Origin of the sequence: Paenibacillus sp. MSJ-34 (assembly GCF_018918005.1) — a bacterium.
Lineage (GTDB): Bacteria > Bacillota > Bacilli > Paenibacillales > Paenibacillaceae > MSJ-34.
Map to the genome: position 1 here is coordinate 22,849 of NZ_JAHLPR010000017.1, position 22,638 is coordinate 45,486.

The following is a 22,638-nucleotide window of genomic DNA, read 5'->3' on the forward strand; positions in this document are numbered from 1 at the left end:
CGATGGTTCGAAGTCATTTTATTGCTCCAGTTCATTCCACGCATCGTTGCTGTTAACAGCGAAAGGTTGGAACCCTACCCAACTCTGCGACAAGTCAGAAGCGTAGGAAGGATAGCGAAGTTTAACAGCTTCAAAAAAGTAAGGCAGTAGGCCGTTGTCAAACAGATAGTAGGGGCTATAATAACGAGCATCCTCTTCGCTTTCTCCCGTATAACCGGTATATAAATTGAATGCCAATCGCGTAAGACGGGAAGTGGTTCCGGTCTGCCAACCTTCGTTCAATCCCTCCAGTCGGATGCTATCCTCTTTGAAATTGTAAAGATCGTTGATATTTCTGCGGGTGTCTTCTGTTAGTCCCAAAAGATAAAAGAGGGCCTTACGGTAAGGATCGTGCTGGCGATGAGTGCGGATCACGTTACCTTCATAAAACTGTTCATGGGCAAGGTCTTTAAAAATCATTGAAATTCCTCCTTGTCTGGATCGTGGTTTTCTTTGGGGTGTTGCGAGAAATATAAGGCCAGCGCTTTGTCGATGATTTCTTCGACTTCCGCCGCTTTGCTATTCGGCGAAAAGTATTTGGTGTAAATTTTATGTTTCAACTTAAAAGGGGCGGGGGTTTTGCTTTTCGGTCTGCGGGTAACTTCTCCAGAAAGAACGGCTCTAATGGTTTGTTCATTGCAATTACGGCTTTCAGACTTCCCTCTTAGCAACTCAGATTTTTTCATATCCACCTTGTAGCCTTGTTCCTGAATCAATGTTTCCACGGTTTGCTGTTCTTCCGGTTTCAAATAAGACAGATCTACAGCAGGGCGTAGTTTGATTTCTCCCTGATCGACTCGTTCTAACAACTCAGGGACTAAATGATTGAGACGTAAGTAACGCTTGATATTGGTTGGACTCATGTCGTTTTTATGGGAAACCTCAAAGACGCTTTTGCCGCGGTGTCCCACTGGGACACCTTCGGCGTTTTCTCCGTCATTACTGGGGATTTCGGCATTTTCAATTTCGTTTATTCTACCTTGTTTCTGTCTAGCTTCCTTACATGCTTCAAGCTGCATATGCAGGGCACGAGCCAGTTCGCTGGGCAGCATATCCTGGATAGAACGTTGATGGAAATTAGTGTCCACCACGATGATGACGGCTTCGGCCTCTGTAAGATTGTCCATTATAATAGAAGGAACGGAGATGAGACCGGCCGCTTTCGCGGCATTCACACGGTTATGCCCGGACAGGATTTCATAACCATTGGGTTCTTTTGGTCGGACAATGATCGGAATCAACACTCCGTTTTCCATAACACTCTCAACTAGCTCATCCAGCTTATTCCCTTCATATAACTTGAAGGGGTGGTTATGAAACGGAACCAGGTCAGATAGAAGTAGCTGGGTTACACCTGTTCCGGTTACGGTTTCCGGCACTTTTGTTTCCTCGGACAACAGCAGCAATTCATCAATACTGGAGAGCTTGGGCGTAGGACGTTTACTTGCCATTTTGGATCAACTCCTTCGCCAAGCTTTGGTAAGCCAAGGCTACTTTGGATTTTGGATGAAACTCGATAATGCTTTGACTGTAAAAGTTGGCTTCCCCGACTTTAACGGAAAGCGGGATTTGCAAATCGAAGATACGGAAAGTTTCCCGGTAGTAAACTTTCACAAGACGAAAGGCTTCCTTGTATAAGTTCGTTCGGGTATCACACATGGTCATTAAGATGCCCTCGATACCAATCCTTGGATTAATCCGTTTTTTCACTTTGACGATAATTTTAAGCAATTGGGTCAAACCCGTGGCGGACCATAGTTGCGGATTGACCGGAATAAGTACTCGGTCGCTGGCCGCGAGTGCGTTGATCGTCAGCAAGCCGAGGGAAGGATTCGTATCGATAATGATGTAATCGTATTTATGTTTCATTGGTTCCAGAAGGGAAGCCAACGTTTTCTCTCCGCCCATTTCATCTCGTAGATTGATTTCGGCAACGGACAATTCGATGTTGCTCGGAATCAGGTCGATATTGCCGTGAGAGTGAATGTATTCGTCTGGAGTTGGAAGCGGCTCATCGCTCATGATGGCATTCATGATATTAAACATCGAGAGCTTGAGTTGATCCGGATTTTCGATGCCAAAGCACATCGTCAAATTGGCCTGCGGGTCAAAATCGACTAGCAATACTTTTTTTCCTTCATTGGATAAGGCATAAGCTAAGTTGTAGGCGGTCGTAGTTTTACCGGTTCCGCCTTTTTGGTTTGCAATAGTAATGACCGTTGTTTTGGACATATACAACACCCTCCCAGGAGCAAATGCGCTCCGAATAATGTGTCAATGGTAGGGAGCGGGCTTGTTCTTCCTTAGTTCTCTCCGAGTTCTCTCGAACGTTCTAAAATCTCATCTTTTTTGAGAAAATCCCCAAAGCCTTTTGAACCCTGAAAAAAACAGAAAAACCCGCGAAAAACCTTGATTTTACAAGGCTTTTCGCGGGTTCTAAATTCTTCTTCCTTGACTTAACTTCCGCATGTGTTATAATAACACTCGCGACTCAAAATCGTTTGGGGAGACCCGTGGAGGTTCGAGTCCTCTCACCGGTACCACATTAATAACAAGTGGTTCGTTAGAGAAATTCTCTAATGAGCTTTTTTTATATTTTTATTACTTCATTCATTGTATTTGCTGATGATACTTTGGAGCTGTAATCCAAATGCGAATAAATATTTGCTGTGGTGGAATAATCACTGTGACCTAACCATTCCTGAACTTCCTTCATGCTGACGCCATTACTCAAAAGCAGAGTTGCGCAGCTATGGCGAAGATCATGAAAACGGATGTGTCGCATGCCGTTCTTCTTCAGCACAAGGGCAAAATGTTGGGTGATATAATTAGGCTTGATTCGTTCCCCCATAACATCCACATAAATGTAACCAATGTAATCCTTACAGTACGAATCCTTGAAGAGATGCTGATTTGTTTCCTGCTGCTCCTTCATTTGCAGCAAAAGGTTGTAGAAGGCGTCTACAAGAGGCAGAGTGCGGAGACTTGCCTTGTTCTTTGTTCGATCCTTTTCAATCGTGATCAGCTTTCCATTCAGTGAACCGGAAGTGACGGTATGTTTGATCGTGATCGTTTTTTTGACCAGATCAATGGCAGACCATTTTAGACCCACCACCTCACTACGCCTTAACCCATAAAATGCTCCCAAGATTACAGCCAGTTCAATCTTGGTGCCCTTCACAATTTCTAAAAGTTGATTAACTTCTGAGGCACTATATGAGCTGCCCACAAACGGTTCCTTCTTCGGACGAATGATCTTGTCAGCAGGATTAGAAGTAATGCGATCTGTGAATAAGCTTGCTGGAGTGCCGAACGAATATTGGCATGATAATGAATAACGGTGTTGGCACTAACTCCCCATTCGTTTAAGGCATGACTGTAAAACTCCTGAATGTGATGAGGTTTCAATTCCAGGAGAGTAATACCTTTTTCTTGGAAGTATGGAGCGATGCGACCTTTCACTGCGTTTGCATACGAGATATACGTGATGAGTTCTATTCTATGCTTCACCGTTTCCAGCCAATCCAGCGTGTAATCCGCAAATATATTCTCTTCAAGATCCCCTAGAGGAAGTGTGGATTGCATGATATACTGTTCAGTAGTAGTCGTTTGATTACGCAAAAAATCGCCCTTTCTTGAGTTGGTGGTGTGGTAACTTCCATTCTACAAGATTTGGCGATTTTTTTGTTCCTATTTTTAAAATTCATTGAAAACGGGGCGTCCAGCAGTCAGTCTACACTGACTTTCGTATTATTAGGTCAACCAGGATTTTCTGGTTGGCCTTTCTTTATGGTCGTTTTACGATGATGGTAGCCGGGAGAACGTGACTGACTTTGGGGATTCTACCCCGTTCCAGAAACTGTTTTCCCACTACTCCAAATAAACATGTTTGGGCTGGTTGAGGGAACGACCTCGTATCACAAGCGAAGCTATGGATTTGGAACCCATCGTGGGAGTGCCGGCAATTTATATTTAGGAGGTTGTAATGGAGCCAGTGGTAGGTGTGGATGTGGCAAAGGGATGTAGTGTGATGCAGGCCTTTACGAGGAGGAACGAACCGTATGGGAAGTTGCAAAGCATCTCGCATGGCGAAAATGGATTTGAACGATTAGGTGATCTTTTGTCGGGATTACAGGTGGCAACGGGAATTCCCCCGGTAGTCGTTCTAGAAGCGACAGGGCATTACCATAAGCCACTTGTCGCCTATCTGGAGCGCAGCGGATGGACACACTTCATCGTTAATCCGTTGCAGTCGAAACGGGCAAAAGGAACCCAGTTGCGCAAGGTGAAAACGGATGCTACAGACACGTGGCATTTAGCGGATATGTATTACCGGGGAGACGTCGAAGCGCATCGTACGTGGGAGGAGACGTTTACAGAACTGCAGCATGTGACTAGACAACATGCGTTTGTGACAGACATGTTCGTGCAAGCAAAACTTAATATCAGAGCATTGCTGGAACAAGTGTTTCCGGACTATGAGGAGGCTTTTTCTAATCTGTTTTCGATTACATCGCTAAAAGTGCTGAAACGTTGTTTGGAAGATGATATGGAGAATCTTGTGGAAGTGATTGAGGAAGATGTCGGGAAATCCCACTCCAAACGTTGGGTGGGAGAAAAAGCAGAACGGATCGAGGCACTCCTATCCATCTGGAGGAAGCATCCGATAAGTCGATCGCAAACTGCAATGTTAAGCAGCATGGTAACTTTGTTACTCACGTTCATCGAACAATTAGGTGGCCTTGAGAGACAGATGGATCGGATCGCATCGATTTTGCCCGAGATAGAACTGTTGAAAAGTATTCCCGGGATTGGAGATAAACTGGCTGCGGCGATCGTTGCAGAGATTGGGGACATAAATCAGTTTGAAGACGCCAAGCAATTGGTCGCTTATGCCGGCTTAGACCCTGCAATCTATAGCTCTGGGAAATTTACTGCCACAAGTTCGAGAATTACCAAGCGGGGATCAAAAAGGCTCCGACGTTCATTGTATCTAGCGGTGCAGTGTGGAATCCGGAAAAGTGCTAACCGAAGGATCTGGAGCTATTACGATAAGAAAAGAAAAGAGGGCAAGCCCTATAAGGTGGCTGTGATTGCTTGCGCCAACAAGCTGCTCCATCACATTTACGCCATCCTTAGTAAAAGCCAGCCCTACAAAGCCTGATTCCATATTTAACCATATCCCTTCTACTCAGAAGGAATATTTGTCGTGCAATAAAATTATTGTACCAACAATCTTATTGAAATCCAAGCAAAAATGCTTGACAAACATTAGCTGGTTTTTGGCCATGCTTAAGGTGCTTCGTGAGCTTCAGGAGCAGCTTGTGGATTTAGAACGAGTTATTTATGAAATTTCCCAAACGATCCCACAGGTTCAGTTGCTGGAGTCAATCCCTGGGGTAAGCACAAAGCTAGCTACCGCTATTGTGGCAGAAATCGGAGATGTGTCTCAGTTCATCCATCCCAAACAAGTCGTAGCTATGGCCGGACTTGATCCAAGCGTGTTTAGTTCTGGGAAGTTTACGGCAAGTGAAAACAAAATAACGAAGCGCGGCTCAAAACGTTTGCGAAGAGCAGCTTATCTAGCGGTAATATGCGGATTAAGAAAGGGATTAAACCCACGCCTAAGAGAATATTACGATAAGAAAAAAAGCGAAGGTAAGCCCCATAAAGTAGCCGTGATCGCTTGCGCCAACAAGGTATTACATCACGTCTACGCTATACTCAAAAAAGGGCAACCTTTCGCTTTTTAAAGACTAATCATTCCATAAATCCCCACCATATGGAGGGTTATTTGTTATGCCTAGAATTCAGTATATCAAAAATCTCTGTCCTACAGAACTATCTATTGACAAAGTATTAGCTGGTTTTTTTGTTTCGAAACGGTTCCGATTCATCAGCTTTTCGTTCTAAAAGATCTGAAGAATGCGCGAATGTCATCGGCAAAAAGCTCCGGTTCCTCCAGAGCGGTAAAATGTCCGCCGCGGGGCATCGAAGTCCAGCGGGTTACATTCAGGTTGCGCATGGCCCATTCCTTGGGTGGCAACAGGATATCCGCCGGGAACAGGGCAAGGCCTGTCGGAACCTCGATGTAGCCGATTGGCGGCAAAGAATGCGCATTATCATAATACATGTGCGCTGTCGATCCTATGGTGTTCGTCACCCAATACATCATAATATGCGTAAGGAGCTCATCCTCGCTGAATTTTTGCGCAAGGTCGCCGTTACAATCGCTCCATGATCGGAATTTCTCCATCATCCAACCGGCCAAACCTACGGGCGAGTCGGAAAGTCCATATGCGAGGGTTTGGGGTCGTGTCGATTGAATGGACATATAGCCGCCCTCCTGAGCCATCCATGCCGAAGCATTATTCTTGTATTGCCGCTCTTCTTCCGAAAGCTTGGCCTGATCAGATGAAGCTATGAGATCTCGGATAATCCCGATATCGGTTAGATGGATTCCGTATAGCCGTTCGGGATGGTTTGCCGCCAGGTATCTCGTCACACCGGAGCCCATATCCCCACCGGCGGCAGCGAATTTTCTGTAGCCTAATTCTTCGGTCATAAGTTTAACCCACATTTCGGCGACACGAAAATTGTTAACCCCGGGATGTTTAGGGCGGCTGGAGAATCCAAAACCAGGCAATGAAGGGACGATTACGTCAAAAGCGTCCTCGGGGTTTCCGCCATGGCTGGCCGGATCCGTAAGCAGCGGGATGATTTTTTGGTAACGAAGGTAACTGTCGGGCCATCCGTGAGTAAGAATCAGGGGCAAAGGGTTAGGTCCTTTACCGCGTTCATGTACGAAGTGCACGTCGATCCCGTCGATCTTGCAGCGAAACTGGGAGAAGCGGTTCAACTTGGCTTCTTGTGCGCGCCAATCATAATGGTCCCTCCAATACGAAACTAGCGATTTTAAGTAATTTAATTCCGTGCCCCGTTTCCAATCCGCATTTTCCAATTGATCCGGCCAACGGATGTGATGGAGTCTGTATTGCAGATCGTCCAGGATTTCATCAGAGACCTGAATTTGAAAACGTTCAATAGTCAAAATGATTTTCCTCCTCTTCTTAATACATCGTCATTATATCCCTCAAGCGAGTGTGGTACACTGGCATAAATGAAATATCTAGCTATACTATTTGTAGGTGACCATTGTTCATCGCTTAGCTCATACCGTCTTTGAATCATGATGGAATGCTCCAATCGTTTTCTCAAATCATACCATAAATCGATTTAGTTTTCAGAAACGTCCTAAATGAATCCACCATTAACACGGATGGTTTGTCCCGTAACCCACTGCGATTCTTCGCTCGCAAGGAATAGGATCACACTTGCAATGTCCTCAGTCTTTCCGGGACGTCCAAGGCGTTCATGTGGCTAGTCCCTGAATTTGTTCGGGGGTTTTGCCAACCGTGAAAAGCTCGGTATTTAGAGGGCCAGGTGCTACAGCATTAATCGTTATGTTTCTATTTCCATCCAAGCTCCTTGGCCAATTGCCGCGTGAATTGTTCAACGGCTCCTTTGAAGCCAGCATATAGACTGTATGCAGGGAACATCTGACCCGCCACTGAAGTGGAAAAGTTGATAATGCGGCCATTAACGTTTAAATGCTTAGTGGCAAGCTTTTTATCCATTTCAGCAATCTCTCCTTTCTAATCTGTTTTAAAGGGGAACATTAAGCAAACGGGTAATCCATAACGACGATTCCTTCAACAAATGGGCCAATGGATTGCAATAATCCTTGATGCAGGGGGTGCTGAATATACTCCCGGCAAGCCTGTTGATTCTCAAAAGTGACTCTGATCCCCAGCGTAAACACGTGCATATGCTCTATTTCATTCGTAACGTTAATCCCGGCGCTAAGTTCCACGATCCCCGGAATGTTCCCTTTAAAGTCATGTGCGCGCTTTATTGCACTTTCTTTTACTTCAATAGAAACATCAGGCTTGAATTTCTTTAAACTTCTCACATGAACAAGACCAATGTACACTTCATTTCCAGGCAACAGCGGCGAGGAAATACCGGATGAGAACAGAATGTCACGCAGATGGCCCTGCGCTTTGACCGATCCCAACAATCCGATGGAAGATCCGACGATCCATGAGGGCTTCCCGATCATGACTCGATCCACGCGGGATAACCAGTCGATCGCGTTCGCCATGACGCCGGGAATGGTCGAATTATATTCCGGAGTGATCCATAACACCGCGTCGGCAGCAGCGACTTTCGCCTTAAAATCGATAACCGGCTGGGGTGGAACAGACTCGATATCCTGATCATAAAAGGAGAGATCCCGAATGTTCAGCACATCCAACTGAAAAAGATGCTGATAACGGTTTTGAATATAACGGGCTAACTTCAGGTTGTATGAATCTTTGCGAATGCTTCCGACTAAGGCGGCTAGTTTCATTTTCATCATCTCAATGATAGGGTCTGTAGTATAGGAAGGCAATCAGAAGTCTTATTAGGCATGAATCAAGACATCCGAGCGGATGTCTTTTAATTTTGTTCTATAGGTGAAACGGAGAACCGTATCATCGATAGTGGTAAAGCAGAGAGTTGAGTTGAAGGTGGAAGCGGCAATGCTCAATCTACAGATTGGAGCTTAGCGGCTGAATATATTAATAAATGTCCAGGCATTAGAGCAATAACTAGATCGTGATTATACAAAAGCCCGACTTTGTTTGGGCTTTTGTAACATATAAATTTACTGATCACCTTTAGCGTTACTTTATAGATTAAGTACTTGCTCGAGGTGATTCTAAAGGACTGTTTTTGTGCTGATTGATGGGTCAAAAGGATGGATATATTACCTAAATTGTGGTATGGTTAAAATGACTTTCCAAAATATGAAGTCCGACATTATCTTTCAAAAGACAACCTATATATTGAGAGTAAGTACATAGAGTAAATTGCATAACAAATAAGCATACAGGAGGTGGAACATGGCTGCAAAAGTTCCTGTAAAAAAGGAGTTATTAAACTGGGCTTATAATAGGAGTCTTCATCAGGATAAGTTACAGAAAAAATTTAAGTTATTGGATAAATGGCTAGCAGGAGAGAAGCAACCAACATTTAAACAGCTTGAAGCTTATGCAGCTGCCACTGCCACTCCACTAGGATACTTTTTCTTAAAGCAGCCACCGAATGAAACGTTACCGATACCACATTATAGAACAGTTGAAGATGGAGAAAGTGGAAAAGTTAGTCCTGATTTAATAGAGACTCTACATATTATGCAAAGAAGACAAGATTTCATGAAAGATTATTATGAGCAACATATTGGGACAAAATTAGATTTCGTTGGATCTAATAAAGGTTCTACAGTTACTCAAATAGCACAGAAAATTCTTAATTTATTGGGTTTACAGCAAGATTGGGCGCGGCAACATAAAACTTTTCATGAAGCACTAAAGTACTTAATTGAAAAGTGTGAAAAAGTTAGAATTACAGTGATGCAAAATGGCATAGTGGGAGGAAACACCCATCGTGCATTGAATGTTTCGGAGTTTAGAGGATTCGTGTTAGTTGACGAGGTAGCTCCACTGATTTTTATCAATGCAGTTGATACGAAATCTGCCCAAATTTTTACTTTGATTCATGAAGTTGCACATATCCTAATAGGTTCTAGTGCAGTTGTTGAAGCTTCTCCATTAAATTCCCATAATGCGGCTGTTGAGAAACTTTGTAATGAAGCTGCAGCAGAAATGTTATGTCCTAGAGATCTGTTCATAAGGCAATGGCATACTCACTATCCCGATGGTGTAGTTTATGAAACACTTAGTAATATATTTAAGGTAAGTCCAATTGTTATTGGCAGAAGGGCACTGGATCTAAAAATAGTACCGAGAGAGGAATTTTTTAGCTTCTATTATGAATACCTAGAAAGGTTGAAAAATCAGAAGACCAGTTCTACTTCTAGTGGAAACTTTTATAATACACTCATGAGTAGACTAGGGAATACTTTTACGAGTGCTGTGGTCTATCAGGCTAGCACAGGAAATATCCAATATTCTGAGGCGTTCAGATTAACTGGACTAAAAACGAAGACCTTTGAAAAATTAGTTAAATTAGTACAAGAAAGGGGTGTATAGACTTGTATGTACTAGACGCCAATGTGTTTATCGGTGCACATAGAGGATATTACGACTTTGATGTGGCGCCCAGTTTCTGGAAGTCTTTGATATCCCAAGCTAGCAAGAATAATATTCGTAGTATAGATAAGATTCAAGATGAAATTATTTCTCCTGACCCAAAAAATGCTGATAGGTTGCATTTGTGGACTGCGGATAACTTCAAAAGTTACTTCGAGAGAACGGATTCTCAGGACGTGATTGAAAAATATGCTGAAATACAACAATGGGCACATAGTAATCCGCAGTTTACTCCTAGTGCGAAAGAAGAGTTTGCTCATATAGCGGACGCATGGCTAGTTGCATATGCAAAATCTAAAGATTATACTCTTGTAACCCATGAGGCATATAACCCGGATATAAAGAAGAGAATATTAATTCCAGTAGTATGCAGACAATTTAACGTGAAATATGTAAACACTTTTGAGATGTTACGGAATCTTAAGGTGAGTTTCTAACAGAGAGTATGTAATTCAGTCATAGTTGGTTTTGGTTTGCCACTCCCAATATTTGGAGTGGCTTCTTTATGATTAGAAAATACAACCGCACGAAGCTACCTTTTAATGCTCGATTCCACAGCACACCCGAGCTCATGTGCCAAACCTAGCGAAAACTCGTTTGTATGATATTGAAGAGCCTTCTCAACCAAGGTAACATGCAACAAACTTGTTCCTTGGGAGGCTTTTCATATGACTACTCAGACTTGCCATACTATAGGTGAATCATACCGCAGTTCACTGGTCGGCATTGAACTGGACGACACTCAAACGCAGATGCTCCTATCCATCGCAAGCTCGCTCTTGAGCATAGTCAAACAAGCACGAGTCGGGAGCGGCGACAAGAAATAATCGAAGAAATTCAGAGCTTACGATCCATACGCGAAGATCTGATTGCGGAATGGAGAAAGCAATTAATTAATTTACTTAACTCCCGATCAAGCGGATGAGCCAAAAACAGATATTGAATACTTTCCCCTCTTTACGGTAAGCTTTACAACAATTTACCTTGGGAGGGGATTTTATTTTGGAGCAACTGCCTTTACCAGAATGGATTAAGATAGCGTTTGATGCGCGCTTTAATGAACAAGCTAATATTATTGGGAAAATGCCTGAGATTGCATCTCTACGATTGAGACAAGTTGAATTAGAGAATCGGTTGAAAGAGGAACTAAGTCCTCAGCTTTTTCAGTTCATCCTTGGGTGGGAAGAAACACTAAATTATCGCCAGACAATCGAAAAGGAGAGTCTGTATTATGCTGGGATTACTGATGGACTGCAGATATGGAAGCATCTTTTGAATGATATCGCGAAATGACTATGATAGCAGATGAGCCGCCAAACATGAAGCTGGCGGCTCTACTGTTTCTTCATTTTTATCAATTCGTTCCCGTTAATGCCAAGGAGCTCGTAAGCTTGCTTTACCATATCCTTGTCTTTCCCAAACAGCGGATTGGAATGATCATATATGCCGCTCTCCATTGTCACGTATCGAAGGTTATGAACCATAAATTCCGAGTTGCAAAGAACAGCGACTTTCTTGGTTGACCTTAAGAGTTTCTGCTGAAACGCTACTGCTTTCTCAGCAACTTCAGGTGAATATACGGCTGGTTCCCCATCAGCGGCTAACATGTCGCGATGGTCAACCAAGAGATTCAATTCGCCTTTGCCAAAACCGTTACAAATTCCGATCAACGTTCTATCCATATGTTCAACATCTTGCGGGGTGAGAAGACCCTTTACTGAAAAAGCTAATACCCGTGATTCAGGATCGACGTGGTATTGAAATCGTTTTAGAAATGGCTCGGTAAAGTCCTTCTGCTGGTACGCAGGAGTAGCCGAGAATCGTTCACCCGAGAACAGATATTCAATCGAAACTTTTAATGCAGCGGCAATCTTCTCAATATTGATTAATGCTGATGTTTCTATCACCGCGCTCTACACCGCTGATATAGCTCCGATCAAGTCCAGAACGGTATGCTAACATTTCTTGAGACATGCCTGATCGAGCTCTTAATTCCTTGCATCTTTGCCCAAACTCCAACCTTATATCCACGACCGTAATCCTCCATAACAAAACAATGCCTTTATGAAGATATATCGGTAATTTAGGACTTAAGTTGTATATCAATCCGTGATTGTTACTCATAGTCAACTGAAATGCAGCTAACATCTTGATTATTATAAAAGAAAAGAGCCATCAGCGATTGACTGATAGCTTCTTAAATTTACTTAGCGTTGGTATCGGTTTCTTTGATTTTGTCGTATTCGGATTCTACTATTTTGAAGAAGGCAGAGGGACTTACTTTAAGCCCTCCGCAAAGTTCAAAGATCTTGCTGACCGATGGTTCGTTTTTGCCGACCTCTACTAGCGATATGTAAGAACGGTCAACTTGGCAAAGACCTGCCAGATCCTCTTGACTTAATCCCTGCTTAATTCGAATTGCTTTTATCGTTTTACCAATGACTTGTTTTATGATCAAGGAATGGTCGTTCAAGGGGAAAACTCCTTTTACAACCATTGTCAGTACGGTATAATGGAAATACCAGATAGAGTATTCAACAAAAAGTAAAATAATGTAAATAGAGTGAGGGTGAAACGTACATTCCCCTCTCGCCACAGAATACATATTGGAGGTATGTTCATGGTCATCCGAAACAGCAAGATAGTTTCCACAGCCCTCAGCGTGGCTCTAGTCGCGTCCATGTTGGCTACAGGCGGTACAGTCGCCGCGCAGGGTAAAACAGGCGTGGTAAGTATACAATCCGCCACACAGCAGTACAAGGCGGTCACCGTCATTATTGACGGAAAGGTTCAGCAATTCCCGCAGTCAGCGGTCGTAATGGATGGCAGCACTTTAGTGCCGCTCAGGGGTATTTTCGAAGCCTTGGGAGCCAAGGTTCTTTGGGACGCGACTTCGCACTCGGTAACAGCAACGAAGGGCGATACAGTAATCAAGCTAACAGTCGATCAAAAAATTGCATACATAAATGATCGCGCTGTCGAGCTATCCGTTCAGGCGCAGACGCTCAACGGTTCCACGATGGTTCCGCTCCGCTTCGTCAGTGAAGCACTTGGGGCGGACGTAAAATGGAACGGAGATACATACACAGCGACCATCACAAGCGCCTCAGGAAGCGGTCAAGTTGTTCGTGGAATTAGGGTTCAATATGGGAAGCATACATATGGAAGTGCAAACCAGTCTCAGTACGATCAAGTAATGGGGATTGTAAATAAAGCAGTGGCGGATGCAAAATCCGAAACAAACCTCCCTGATTATTACGTTCGCTATATTAATGGTGAAAGACCAGATAACTTCCCTAGTGGTAGTTCAGATGCCCGTTACTTGAAGTTAGCAGAGATTTCAATAGGTCAGTTGGTCGGCGCGGAAGCAACGATAGATGAGATTTCAAAAGCGTTTCAGGCGGTAGAGTTAGCTAGTACTCTCCTTCAAAAGGTTAAAGATGTAGGAGTTGGTGAACCATCCTCTGCATACGATGCGTTAGTTGGTGGGATTACAGACTGCGATGCTTCTTCTCATACATATTCTGCATTCTTTGATTCCTTTGGGTTCAGTTCCGCCGTTCTTGGGGGAAGCAATCATGCGGATGTTTTTGTGAAAATTCATGATTCTTGGTTCAAATATAGTTCAGGGACATTTACAAAGGTCAATCTTACTAAAATTCCTTCAAGCATGGTTATCTTCTCCCAACCTACCTTTGATCCAGAATTCGAACGTCAATAAAGTATTTTGAAGGAGCAGACGGGTGTAGCATTCCTTCTGCTCCTTCGAGTCTATAGCTTGGACTACAAATTATCGGAGGGTATTATGAAAAATAAAAAGATAGCAGCGGCAATGCTTGCATTTTCAATCATCTTAGGGGGTAACAGCGCCCTTGCAGCACAACCTGAAAAGCCTGTGCAGATTGCTTCTTCGGACATTGAATATTCTAAGGAAGCGATTGAGGCTTTGGACTATATCAACAAAATTCGCAAGGATGCAGGACTCGGTGAAGTGAGGCTGAATCCGTTCCTCACGAAAGCGGGTGAAAACCATGCGAAATATCTCAATGCGGGTAATCCTTACGACCATGATGAGATTGAGGGTAAGAAAGGTTTCACTGGTGTAACTCCTAAAGATAGGGTTCTTGCAGTAGGTGGGGATTCTCAACTGGCTCAAGGACTGTTTGAAGTTCTTTCGGCTAATGATTCTACTGTAAAGGCATCGATTGATGGTTTCATCAATACGGCGTATCACAGAGTACCTTTCCTAGACCCGTACACTATGGAAGTAGGGGTAGGATTTGAAGGCAAGAAATTCGTAATGTTATCTCAAACTCGCGGTTCTACTTCGACGGATATTTCGATGTATCCTTACAATGGGCAAAAGAATGTACCGACAACATTCTCTGGTGCAGATGAAGACCCTAACCCGCTAAGAAAATTTGGTATTGAGAGATCGGGATATGTTATCTCGTTCTATCCGCCACATGTACTAGACACTAAGACTATTGATGCAACTATCAAAGACAGAAAGGGAACAAATGTTCCATTTTTCTCCGAATGGTATATGGGTTACTGGTTCTTCTACACTAAACAACCATTAAAAAATGGAGAGACTTATACCGTTTCTGTAAACTATAAACCTCTTTACGAGGAAGAGTACGAGGGTAAGACTCTCAACAGGACTTGGTCTTTCACGACTATTGCGGACGTTTCTTCCGACGGCTCCAAGAGTGAAACAGCTTCGCCTAAGACTGAAACGCAACCCGATAAAAAACAGGTCACTGTCCTTATTGACGGGGTCAAGCAGACGTTTGACCAACCCGCAATCGTAAAGAATGGAAGCACACTTGTACCGCTTAGGGGCGTGTTCGAGGCTTTGAAGGCAGATGTTAAATGGGATCAATCTTCTCAAACGGTCACCGCCAATAAGGGTGATACGACCATCAAGCTCACCGTTGGTCAGTCTACGGCAATAGTCAATAGCAAGACGGTGACTTTGGCAGCTAAGGCTGAAGTTATTAACGGTTCGACTATGGTTCCTCTACGCTTCGTTTCCGAGGCATTGGGCGCTGACGTTAAGTGGGATAATGCTACTTCGACAGCGATTATCACAAGCCCCGCAGGGAATGTTGATGGCGGTAATGATGGCGGTCAAGTTGATCGAGGCGGTTCTCAAGTTGTCAATGGGATCAAGGTTTCCTACGGCAAGCATACCTATGCAAGTGCTAACCAATCTCAATACGATCAAGTAATGAAGATCGTGAATATAGCCGTTTCAGATATGAAGTCTAGCGGTAAGTTACCAGATTACGCTGAACAGTACCTGAACGGTGATAGAGCCAGTAACTACTCTACTGGCAGTGATATGTATATGGGGCTAAAAATTATTGAAAATGCTATCGGTCCGTTGGCTACTGCAGGGGCAACAAAGACTGAAATCTCGAACGCAATTCTAGCTTCCGAGACAGGTGGTAATCTTCTAAAAGGAATCAAAGACGTAGGGGTAGGAGATCCAACTTCAGCATATGATGCCCTCGTAGGCAGGATTACAGACTGTGATGCTACATCTCAAACACTCTCTGCAGTTTTCGATTCTTTTGGGTTCAGTTCTGCCGTTCTTGGAGGAAGTAACCACGCTGATGTGTATGTTAAAGTCCAAAGTACTTGGTTTAAGTATAGTTCAGGAGCTTTCAGGGAAGTTAATCTGAGTAAGATTCCTTCTACTATGACTATCTTCTCTCAACCTACTTTCGGACCAGAGTTCACTAAGTAAAGCTTGGGAATTTCAGGGAATAAAGAGGTGGTGTTCTTCAGAGCATCACCTCTTTCTTATTGAACAGACTGAATGTACCGCTGAGTTATTGATTCCTTGGGCAGAATTTGTATCCTGAAATGCCGAAGCACGTTTCGTTCACGGGTGATCATTTAGTAAAATCTCGAGTTATATTTGCTCGGTGCGTATATTTTATCTATGCCGTCAGTTAGGTTTTGAAAATAGCAGTCTTTTATAGGAAATCGGGCATTTTTCATGGAGTTACTGATGGGCACATGCTTCCAAACCCTCCGATCCGTATTCTCTATTAGGGGTACTTTTTGACGCAGATCAACTGGCTTTCCCGCGACATTTTTATGCTTGGTAGCAGTTTGAACGTAGCGGTTCATTGAGTCGGCTATTTTATTATGGATTCCCCTTACCAGATATTTTTGATAGAATTTACCTAGAGGTTATCGACAAGCTTCGAGCTCGTTGCTTGAGGTGTGATAAATTCAACGAGGGGAGAATCTTTATGTTACAGTTGGTCAAGGAGCGCAGCAGTGCCGCCGCTAGCGTACAAGCTAAGGAAATGGCGAATCCAGTAGCTGATCTCTGGGAAATAGAGCTTTTATACGGCAAGCATCCGTCATATTCGGAGAATACATATGCGGTGAACTTCACAACGAAACTTGAGGGAAACGCTTCGAAATGTTTCTTGGTTATTGATCTTCGGGATAGATTCGATGAATACCTGCGTGATCTGAATGTCTTCGGTGTACTTGAGAAATCGGATTTTCACAGAGTTATCGATTATGTAAAGCACTTAAAAATAAACGGTATCTTCAGGCGTGTACCTAATCTGCTATCGGTCATCGAGGGGTCTGCCAGTACTGATGACAGTTTGGAGCTATTTGAAATGATTGTAGACGCTGTTCTCAGCGATCCTGATGCCTTTCCGACGATCAGTAGCGATGAGTATAAGCATGGCGCTTCATCGGGGATACGACTTGACACGGAACAGTATGTCGAAAAGTATGGGAGAAATGCGGTCGGCATCACCACAGAGGCTTTGCTGGATATTTTGAATCTTGAGGGTAGTACCAAGAGCGTCCGTTTTATGGAGATCACGCGCGGCTGGCGGGAGCAAGGCTTCCTTCTTAAACTGAGCCGCCAATCCCGCTTACAGGAGCCTGTAAAGCCTAATATTAGCTCCAAAGAAGTTAAGCGCTTCTACATCTTCAGGATCGATGCCCTTGGGCAGGAATAGCTTGCTGGAGGGGGTTAGATGGGCGTGATTAGGCGTGAAAGTCGGTCAGAGTATAATAACGGGCATCCGCATTCGGTTATCAGTTATATAGGGGGTAAATCTCAGCTAATTTCCAATATCGTTCCGCTTATCATCTATGCAGCTAATACCTACAGCTTGAGTAGCTACTATGAGTTGTGCGGTGGAGGCGCGAGGATGCTCTTAAATCTCCCGACCGCTCTTTTCCAGCATCGCTCTTATAACGATATGGACAGAGGTTTATGTTCGCTATTTGCTTGTCTTGGTGATAAGCAGTACCTGTATGACCTGATGGCGATGCTGGAGGATTTAGGGGTAGGCGAAGATATCTTTCTTCGTGCCAAGCATGCACGGGAGTACGAGGCGCGAATGCTGTCGCAGGGGTCGGACTTCAGGCTTGATCTCGTCACTTCGGCAGCCTATGCTTTCATTCTCGCCATGCAGTCGAGGGCGGCGGATATGGAAACATTTGATTTCTCGCGCGTAAAGGATCAGAAGCGGCTCCGTTCGTATTTCAAGAGGATTCGGGAACTGGACTTGTTCTATCCGACTTTAGAGGATATTGAGGTTACTCGTGGAGACTGCCGCGAACTATTGAAGTTGCTGAATGGCAGGGATGATGTGTTCGCATATCTTGATCCTCCATACACTCCCGAAGAAATGGTGTTAAAGGATCATTACGGCGACCGTTCTTGGACTTTGGATGATCATGAGCGATTAGTCGATCTGTTGCTAAAAACAATCGGTGTAAAGATGGCTCTTAGCGGTTATGACAATCCCTGTTATGACAGACTTGTGTCGGCGGGCTGGCGGAAACTGTACCTCAAGAATGTTTTTGTAGCGTCTAGCTCCGAAGCGCGGCGCAGGAATGATGAATATCTCTGGATTAACTATGACGTTCCTGTTTCCCTTCTAGACCAGATATCCGAGTTTAATTATACGGCATGGTAGAGGAATGGTTCTAAAGCCATTCAGTTGGTTTATAAAACCTACATATCGGCTCTAAAACCATCAAAGCCATTAAAACCTATCGAAATGTGCTTCCTGTTTGTGCTCATGAGGGAGGCACATTTTGTATTTCCCTGTGAAGGTGGCTCTACTTTAGGGAAAGTGAAACTGAGTTAAAGTATATAAGAGGACATAGGAACGCCGAAAATCGAGCAAAGAAGCAACATTGTAAATAGTGCAACACGAATCGGTTAGGTCACCTCAATGGAGCAACTCCGCTTCCCTCCTACATTGGTTTCCTCCCCGCGACTTTCCCTATAATTTCGCTAATATCGGTTGCGCGGCGCAATATTAGTCGCTGGTAGAGTTTAAACGTGGTAGGCGTAGTTAGCCCGCCGCGCATTCACATACATGCAGCCATCACCTTTTTCGCCAGTTAACTTTGCTGGCAGTGATGGTTTGGAGGCGGTCGGCATACATAATTCGCAGTTTCGATGGTTCTTCTGGCAGTTTGGCGGATCGTTTTCCTTCCTTATCCCCTGAGGGGTACCGTTTAAAGCCGGACTTGGCTTGGCAGCTAGGCGCGAGAAGGCTAGTCATCGCCCAATCGTGATCGTATGCGCCTAATCACTCATTCTAATCGGTCAGTCTTATAGGGTATCAATTGAAAAATACAATCTGGATGCAGATCAAGCGTGCCTGCACTCAGATTGTATTTTTGTTTTCAGGGGTATCGCATTTTATGAAAACTTTTCGCCGCCGGGCATCTGAAAGGGCAGTAGCAGCTACGTTACTCTGAAAGCGTACTCCTACAAAAATCTAGGTTTCGTTCTTGTTGTATTTCCGTGAAATCCGAACGCCTTGGTAGCACTGCATTACCTCCTGCACTAATGACCGTAAACAAATATTAGGGCTGTTTTATTGGAGTACGCTTTCACTTTTTCTCGGAGTCCTCTACTCTCGCCCATCGCGGCAGTTAGGGGTACGGATTATGCTTTTTCGTTTGGAGTTCGTCATTTGCTGTATCAGAATTTCGCCAGAGGCGAGAGGGAGGAATTAGGTATGTTGATTTTCAAAGAGCTAGCCGAAGAGGTTAGCGAAGTACAGAATCGTCTGGCAGTATGGGATGAGGGAGAAGATCACGCCCAAGATGAGAAGAAGCTGGACTTGCTCTTACGGCTGGTCGCCTTTACCAACAGCTATGTCTGGTTATCACATGGGAAGTCGCGGGAGAAGCTCGCTTACTTCTTGAAAAACGGGTACGACTACCGTGATACGGCAGTAAAATTCGGAGTATCGGTCAAGTCCATTCATGCATCCGTCTCCTATGCAGCTAATCGCCTGAAAAAGCGTATTGGGCTAGCATTGGAATTGTTGCGTTCGGGTGATCTTGTCGCGGCGGAACGGGAGTTTGCCTTGGGAACAGGTGCTTATAACACGAATCTGTTTATCAGTGCGATCCATGATAGGTTCGTTCCTGTAAAGCATTCAGGGGTAGACCTGAGCACTTGTCACAAAGAACTTGGTCTTTTGTTTCGCTTTACGCATCACCACTTCGGTCGGGTTCTGGATGCCTTAGATCAGCAGAAGCTGGAGCATCTGCTGTTCGTTCTATCGCATAATGATCGCAGCTATATGACAGAACGCTCTATTCTTTTCCGCTGTTTGGAAGGTGAGTTTTCGCCTGATGAGGCGCTAGCTCTGTTGCGTGATTTTAACATCTACTCTGCACCAACTCTATTTGAGGATTGAGGTGGGGTATGGTTATGGACATGGATATAAGTTCTCATCCGTCTTGCTTTGAGTACAGGGGCATAGATGTATTCTTGCCTGGAGCATGCGTTAATAATCGGTTGCACGCCTATTTGTTCAGGTTAGGTCAACAGCGGAAGCGTCTCTATAAGTTTAACTGCCCGCATCCACAGCCGATGATCGGTTCGGATGATGTGAGGGGTATCAGCTTGGATGGGGCGCCGCTTGATACTTGGATCGCCAAATGCCAAGCCTTATTCTTGGCTCAAGGGGGTATCCAGTTGCCCGCTGGCTTTGTAAATGACCATCGGGAATCGCTGGTTAGCTCCTATTTGCTGGACAGTTCCCTTTGCGTAGCAGAGACAAAATCGGGTGGGCTTTGGGAGTATAGTTTCGTGACCAAGAGTCCTGAGATTCTACGAGCGCACGAAGATCAATTGGCTCCAACTGATCGTAAAAAAGGGTTCGACCGTTTTTCCGAGCAGCTCTCGACCAGTTACAAAGAGCTAAGTAGCGGTTCGTATGCCACAGTCAGGCTATTCGCGGATGTGGATGGGGTTCGCCTTAGCAAGAGGACTTTAGGCGTAAGCAGTTCGCGTTTCATATTCCCTTATTACGGGGTGAACAGCTTTGCTATGCGGTTGAAAAATGCTTTGGAGCGACAAAAAGTACGGTTGACCTATCGTGATACAGGGGGCTTGCGCCCGCCGTTGGTGACTACGCTCGATACTGGCGTAGTTGCTAGCTGGCTTGGTACGACTCCTACAAAGGCTGAAATGACTAAGTGGGCGGATTGGAGCAGCAGTGCTTCTATGGGGTACATGTCACTCCCTGATCTTTCACATCGCGGTCAGTTTGTATCAGTACCGATTCTTCATATAGAGAAGATGGAACGTTGCTAGCGCTTCATAAATATGTGTTTATGGTTTCGCCCTATTTGCTTGCCCTTGAGGGGATTCGGGAATCCCTTTAAGGGTATTTTCTTTTGCTTTGAGAGGTTCAAAAACTATTGATACTGCTCCCGCTAAAAAATGCGAGTTATTTGGGTTCCAGATGGGTCGTTGGTGTTGCAAAAATATTCCCGTTAGCTTTTTCCCACAAATCCTGCAATTTGTTTGGGACAAATCTTCCCGTTTTCCTTGAGATTAAGTTTTAGGATCGGATATTTTTCTAGTCTCCTTATAACCATTAGGAGGCTGATAAGGTATGGCGAGTAAGGTTTGGGGGTATGTGAGGATCAGCAAGGCAGTTGGACAGGTAGAGGATCGGCAGGTTGACCTGCTGATGCAGGAATACGGCATTCCTGAGTCAGATATTTTCATCGATAAGATGAGCGGCGCACGCTTGGATCGGTCGGCTCTGGCGGAACTACAGCGTATCGTTCGCGAGGGTGATGTCATTGTGGTGGAATCGTTAAGCCGCATATCGAGAAGCTCGAAAGATTTATTGGCTTTGCTGTCCGATTGGGAGCAGAGGGGAATCACATTTATTAGCCATAAGGAGAAGCTTGATTTCAGTTCGACAACAGGCAAGCTTATGCTGACATTGCTTGCCGCTCTTTCCGAGTTTGAAAGAGAGACATTGCGTGATCGCGTGCGTGAAGGGCTTGCTTCGGCTAGAGCTAGAGGTCGAATCGGTGGTCGCCCCAAAACCGATAAGAAGGCTTTGGAAAAAGCAGTAAAGCTGTACGAAGCGAAGGCACATTCGATTTCGGAAATTGTTTCACTGACTACGGTGTCGAAATCAGTCCTGTATCGAGAGTTGAAGCGATTGCAGCAACAGGAACTGGTGGAGGAAGCGTAAAAAATTGCAGTTTGATTTTCTTAGACCATTCATTAATCGGTTTTATAGATGGTATAGGCTGAAAACTAGCGGTTGGTCATATGGTTTTCGTTTAGAAAGTATGGTGGGGTTTGCATAATTGGTGGTTCTGGTCAGTGATATGGCAGGTGAGCGGAAGACACTTCATTGAGGTGCTCTAGCGCTAACCTGTCTTTTTATGTGGGCTTGTTGCTCCGTTAGGGGGAGACATTTTGTTTTAGCAGTAGGAGATTCCTCCGTTTTCAGCACTTGATGGGTGAGCTGTTTTATTAGCTATGTAGGGGCAGTCGCTCCTAACTAATCATTTGTTTGGAGGAATGCGTAATGGGGGTTCTTAGTAATTCTGGTTTGAGAGTCGCTAGTTATTGTCGTATGGGCAATGAAAGTCGGTTATTAGAGGCGCGGCGGGAAGAAGCTGAAAGGCGCATGCAACTTATGGCTTCTAAAGCACAGCTCGGAAAACTTCATGTAATTCAAGGAATGGAGTTGTATTGGTTGTTTAGGGGTGCTTCGTCTCAAGAGTTGCGATAATTGCAGGACAATCTAACAATAAAAAATGTAATAATATGTAAATTTCGTGTAATTGAACGAGAACAAATGTTCTTTTATACTTGACTCTCTTTAACAGACCATGCTATTACATACAACAGCATTTGTCTGTAGAGGGTGGTGGTAAAGCAAATTGTAAAGGAATGGTGACCGAAATGGATCATTATACACAAGTTGATTCTTGTGGAACGCAGGGACTGGAAAGTAATACACTGCTGACTTTAGATGAAAAGGAATTGAAGAGAGAAGAGTTGATCGGTGTACTGGCTGGATTGATTAAAAATTATGCGATGAAGCAGCCACAGAAGTAACCTTGTTTGATACTTATCGGGTTTCCAGATTCTGGGAAG

22 protein-coding genes and 3 pseudogenes are annotated in these 22,638 nt (G+C 44.3%); 13 read left to right on the forward strand and 12 right to left on the reverse strand.

Annotated elements, in window-relative coordinates; translation table 11 throughout:
* Nucleotides 1-18: 18 nt before the first annotated feature.
* From KQI79_RS10410 to KQI79_RS10430, 5 genes are all read right to left on the reverse strand, one after another.
* Nucleotides 19-459, reverse strand: coding sequence for a DUF6075 family protein (locus KQI79_RS10410; protein WP_216538171.1), 441 nt, complete (start codon nt 457-459; stop codon nt 19-21).
* Nucleotides 456-1,490 (reverse strand): ParB N-terminal domain-containing protein, encoded by a 1,035-nt coding sequence (locus tag KQI79_RS10415; RefSeq protein WP_216538172.1) that lies wholly within the window; start codon nt 1,488-1,490, stop codon nt 456-458. Before KQI79_RS10415 ends, KQI79_RS10410 begins: the two co-directional genes overlap by 4 nt.
* A complete protein-coding gene (locus KQI79_RS10420) occupies nt 1,480-2,271 on the reverse strand; it encodes a ParA family protein (protein ID WP_216538173.1) in 792 nt (263 codons plus the stop codon). The genes KQI79_RS10415 and KQI79_RS10420 overlap by 11 nt, the downstream gene beginning before the upstream one ends.
* 358 nt (nt 2,272-2,629) lie before the next feature.
* The gene (locus tag KQI79_RS10425) at nt 2,630-3,268 is read right to left on the reverse strand and encodes a site-specific integrase (RefSeq protein WP_216538174.1); all 639 of its coding nucleotides are present in this window, start codon (nt 3,266-3,268) and stop codon (nt 2,630-2,632) included.
* A complete protein-coding gene (locus KQI79_RS10430) occupies nt 3,226-3,660 on the reverse strand; it encodes a tyrosine-type recombinase/integrase (protein WP_216538175.1) in 435 nt (144 codons plus the stop codon). The genes KQI79_RS10425 and KQI79_RS10430 overlap by 43 nt, the downstream gene beginning before the upstream one ends.
* Nucleotides 3,661-4,024: 364 nt before the next feature.
* Between KQI79_RS10430 and KQI79_RS10435 the strand changes: the two genes are divergently transcribed.
* Both KQI79_RS10435 and KQI79_RS10440 read left to right on the forward strand, forming a co-directional pair.
* Nucleotides 4,025-5,203, forward strand: a complete 1,179-nt coding sequence (locus KQI79_RS10435) for an IS110 family RNA-guided transposase (RefSeq protein WP_216538176.1) — start codon at nt 4,025-4,027, stop codon at nt 5,201-5,203.
* 121 nt (nt 5,204-5,324) lie between these two features.
* A pseudogene (locus KQI79_RS10440) lies at nt 5,325-5,792 on the forward strand (transposase); the annotation flags it as partial.
* A gap of 143 nt (nt 5,793-5,935) precedes the next feature.
* On the opposite strand, the gene KQI79_RS10445 reads toward KQI79_RS10440, so the two are convergent.
* The 4 genes and pseudogenes from KQI79_RS10445 to KQI79_RS10460 form a co-directional block, all read right to left on the reverse strand.
* Complete coding sequence (locus tag KQI79_RS10445) at nt 5,936-7,090, reverse strand: epoxide hydrolase family protein (RefSeq protein WP_216538178.1); 1,155 nt, start codon at nt 7,088-7,090, stop codon at nt 5,936-5,938.
* Nucleotides 7,091-7,293: 203 nt separating this feature from the next.
* Nucleotides 7,294-7,640: pseudogene (locus KQI79_RS10450) on the reverse strand (SDR family oxidoreductase); the annotation flags it as partial.
* A gap of 77 nt (nt 7,641-7,717) precedes the next feature.
* Entirely contained in the window at nt 7,718-8,032 is a 315-nt protein-coding gene (locus tag KQI79_RS10455; protein ID WP_367398167.1) for a Dabb family protein, read from the reverse strand.
* Nucleotides 8,012-8,452 (reverse strand): annotated as a pseudogene (locus tag KQI79_RS10460) (NADPH-dependent FMN reductase); the annotation flags it as partial. The gene KQI79_RS10455 and the pseudogene KQI79_RS10460, both read right to left, overlap by 21 nt.
* Nucleotides 8,453-8,987: 535 nt before the next feature.
* On the opposite strand from KQI79_RS10460, the gene KQI79_RS10465 reads away from it, so the two are divergent.
* The 3 genes from KQI79_RS10465 to KQI79_RS10475 all read left to right on the forward strand — a co-directional run bounded on the left by KQI79_RS10465 (nt 8,988) and on the right by KQI79_RS10475 (nt 11,489).
* Entirely contained in the window at nt 8,988-10,136 is a 1,149-nt protein-coding gene (locus KQI79_RS10465) for an ImmA/IrrE family metallo-endopeptidase (protein ID WP_216538179.1), read from the forward strand.
* 2 nt (nt 10,137-10,138) lie between these two features.
* Nucleotides 10,139-10,633 carry a DUF4411 family protein gene (locus KQI79_RS10470; RefSeq protein ID WP_216538180.1) on the forward strand — a complete coding sequence of 165 codons (495 nt, stop codon included), beginning with the start codon at nt 10,139-10,141 and terminating at the stop codon, nt 10,631-10,633.
* Between the two features lie 565 nt (nt 10,634-11,198).
* Complete coding sequence (locus KQI79_RS10475; protein ID WP_216538181.1) at nt 11,199-11,489, forward strand: hypothetical protein; 291 nt, start codon at nt 11,199-11,201, stop codon at nt 11,487-11,489.
* Nucleotides 11,490-11,530: 41 nt separating this feature from the next.
* Here KQI79_RS10475 and KQI79_RS10480 read toward each other — a convergent pair whose 3' ends face one another.
* Genes KQI79_RS10480 through KQI79_RS10485 form a run of 3 tightly spaced genes read right to left on the reverse strand, consistent with a single transcriptional unit; the run spans nt 11,531 to nt 12,669 of the window.
* Entirely contained in the window at nt 11,531-12,103 is a 573-nt protein-coding gene (locus tag KQI79_RS10480) for a hypothetical protein (protein WP_253298068.1), read from the reverse strand.
* Complete coding sequence (locus KQI79_RS28220) at nt 12,072-12,344, reverse strand: helix-turn-helix domain-containing protein (protein WP_367398165.1); 273 nt, start codon at nt 12,342-12,344, stop codon at nt 12,072-12,074. Before KQI79_RS28220 ends, KQI79_RS10480 begins: the two co-directional genes overlap by 32 nt.
* 55 nt (nt 12,345-12,399) lie before the next feature.
* Nucleotides 12,400-12,669: a helix-turn-helix domain-containing protein gene (locus KQI79_RS10485; RefSeq protein ID WP_230193316.1), complete on the reverse strand. Its 270-nt coding sequence runs from the start codon at nt 12,667-12,669 to the stop codon at nt 12,400-12,402.
* Between the two features lie 147 nt (nt 12,670-12,816).
* Here KQI79_RS10485 and KQI79_RS10490 point away from each other — a divergent pair, with 147 nt between their 5' ends.
* The 8 genes from KQI79_RS10490 to KQI79_RS10525 all read left to right on the forward strand — a co-directional run bounded on the left by KQI79_RS10490 (nt 12,817) and on the right by KQI79_RS10525 (nt 22,599).
* Nucleotides 12,817-13,917, forward strand: a complete 1,101-nt coding sequence (locus KQI79_RS10490) for a stalk domain-containing protein (RefSeq protein WP_230193315.1) — start codon at nt 12,817-12,819, stop codon at nt 13,915-13,917.
* A gap of 84 nt (nt 13,918-14,001) precedes the next feature.
* A complete protein-coding gene (locus KQI79_RS10495) occupies nt 14,002-15,951 on the forward strand; it encodes a stalk domain-containing protein (protein WP_216538183.1) in 1,950 nt (649 codons plus the stop codon).
* Nucleotides 15,952-16,465: 514 nt separating this feature from the next.
* Nucleotides 16,466-17,200: a hypothetical protein gene (locus KQI79_RS10500; RefSeq protein WP_216538184.1), complete on the forward strand. Its 735-nt coding sequence runs from the start codon at nt 16,466-16,468 to the stop codon at nt 17,198-17,200.
* A gap of 18 nt (nt 17,201-17,218) precedes the next feature.
* Nucleotides 17,219-18,169 carry a DNA adenine methylase gene (locus tag KQI79_RS10505; protein WP_216538185.1) on the forward strand — a complete coding sequence of 317 codons (951 nt, stop codon included), beginning with the start codon at nt 17,219-17,221 and terminating at the stop codon, nt 18,167-18,169.
* Between the two features lie 1,059 nt (nt 18,170-19,228).
* On the forward strand, nt 19,229-19,918 hold the full coding sequence (locus KQI79_RS10510; protein WP_216538186.1) for a hypothetical protein: 690 nt from the start codon (nt 19,229-19,231) through the stop codon (nt 19,916-19,918).
* A 14-nt stretch (nt 19,919-19,932) separates the two neighbouring features.
* Nucleotides 19,933-20,820, forward strand: a complete 888-nt coding sequence (locus KQI79_RS10515; RefSeq protein ID WP_216538187.1) for a hypothetical protein — start codon at nt 19,933-19,935, stop codon at nt 20,818-20,820.
* Nucleotides 20,821-21,124: 304 nt separating this feature from the next.
* Nucleotides 21,125-21,721, forward strand: a complete 597-nt coding sequence (locus tag KQI79_RS10520) for a recombinase family protein (protein WP_216538188.1) — start codon at nt 21,125-21,127, stop codon at nt 21,719-21,721.
* A gap of 722 nt (nt 21,722-22,443) precedes the next feature.
* Nucleotides 22,444-22,599, forward strand: coding sequence for a hypothetical protein (locus KQI79_RS10525; RefSeq protein ID WP_216538189.1), 156 nt, complete (start codon nt 22,444-22,446; stop codon nt 22,597-22,599).
* The last annotated feature ends 39 nt before the right edge of the window (nt 22,600-22,638 follow it).

What these genes read in the sequence shown, in the direction of transcription:
- KQI79_RS10410 (WP_216538171.1), bottom strand. Translation starts at nt 459, where the DNA reads ATGATTTTTAAAGACCTTGCCCATGAACAGTTTTATGAAGGTAACGTG.
- KQI79_RS10520 (WP_216538188.1), top strand. Translation starts at nt 21,125, where the DNA reads ATGGCGAGTAAGGTTTGGGGGTATGTGAGGATCAGCAAGGCAGTTGGA.
- KQI79_RS10490 (WP_230193315.1), top strand. Translation starts at nt 12,817, where the DNA reads ATGGTCATCCGAAACAGCAAGATAGTTTCCACAGCCCTCAGCGTGGCT.
- KQI79_RS10525 (WP_216538189.1), top strand. Translation starts at nt 22,444, where the DNA reads ATGGATCATTATACACAAGTTGATTCTTGTGGAACGCAGGGACTGGAA.
- KQI79_RS10505 (WP_216538185.1), top strand. Translation starts at nt 17,219, where the DNA reads ATGGGCGTGATTAGGCGTGAAAGTCGGTCAGAGTATAATAACGGGCAT.
- KQI79_RS10500 (WP_216538184.1), top strand. Translation starts at nt 16,466, where the DNA reads ATGTTACAGTTGGTCAAGGAGCGCAGCAGTGCCGCCGCTAGCGTACAA.
- KQI79_RS10465 (WP_216538179.1), top strand. Translation starts at nt 8,988, where the DNA reads ATGGCTGCAAAAGTTCCTGTAAAAAAGGAGTTATTAAACTGGGCTTAT.
- KQI79_RS10495 (WP_216538183.1), top strand. Translation starts at nt 14,002, where the DNA reads ATGAAAAATAAAAAGATAGCAGCGGCAATGCTTGCATTTTCAATCATC.
- KQI79_RS10510 (WP_216538186.1), top strand. Translation starts at nt 19,229, where the DNA reads ATGTTGATTTTCAAAGAGCTAGCCGAAGAGGTTAGCGAAGTACAGAAT.
- KQI79_RS10435 (WP_216538176.1), top strand. Translation starts at nt 4,025, where the DNA reads ATGGAGCCAGTGGTAGGTGTGGATGTGGCAAAGGGATGTAGTGTGATG.
- KQI79_RS28220 (WP_367398165.1), bottom strand. Translation starts at nt 12,344, where the DNA reads ATGTTAGCTGCATTTCAGTTGACTATGAGTAACAATCACGGATTGATA.
- KQI79_RS10415 (WP_216538172.1), bottom strand. Translation starts at nt 1,490, where the DNA reads ATGGCAAGTAAACGTCCTACGCCCAAGCTCTCCAGTATTGATGAATTG.
- KQI79_RS10515 (WP_216538187.1), top strand. Translation starts at nt 19,933, where the DNA reads ATGGACATGGATATAAGTTCTCATCCGTCTTGCTTTGAGTACAGGGGC.
- KQI79_RS10420 (WP_216538173.1), bottom strand. Translation starts at nt 2,271, where the DNA reads ATGTCCAAAACAACGGTCATTACTATTGCAAACCAAAAAGGCGGAACC.